Source organism: Planomonospora algeriensis (assembly GCF_977012225.1).
Genome location: NZ_CDRNDK010001105.1, coordinates 1 through 448, shown reverse-complemented (window position 1 = coordinate 448; position 448 = coordinate 1). Strand labels below are relative to the sequence as shown.

General features: G+C 80.1%; 1 pseudogene. It reads right to left on the bottom strand.

Annotation, left to right across the window (positions count from 1 at the left end):
* Window positions 1-448, bottom strand: a pseudogene (locus ACWJ6R_RS38025) (hypothetical protein); the annotation flags it as partial.

Here is a 448-nt window from a genome sequence, read left to right as displayed (position 1 = left end):
CGGCACCGGCCGGCCGCCCGGCGCGCCTCCGCCGCCGAGACGGTCGCGCCGTACGGCCACGGCGGAGCGCCGTCCACGGCCAGGAACTCGGCCGTCCCCGCGGCGGGTTCCGCCATGCGCACGAGCAGCCGTCCCGGGGCTCCGGGGCACGGTTCCAGGTCGAACCCGGCCACCGGCTCGGGCCGCGCCCGCGGGGTGACCGTACGGCGCACGCCCGGTGTGGTGAACCCGCCCGGGTAGACGGCGGAGACCACGTAGACGTGGCCCGTCCCGTTGCGCACGTCCCGGTCCCGGAATCCGGCGCCGTCCACCGGGACGGGGCGCCCGTCGCGGGTCACCACGACCCCCGTGGCCCCGGGGGGAGCCTGCCAGCCGCCCGTCACGACGCCGTCCCCGGCGGTCAGCACCACCTGCCGCGGCTCGGGCCGTACGGTGACCGGGGCGGCGG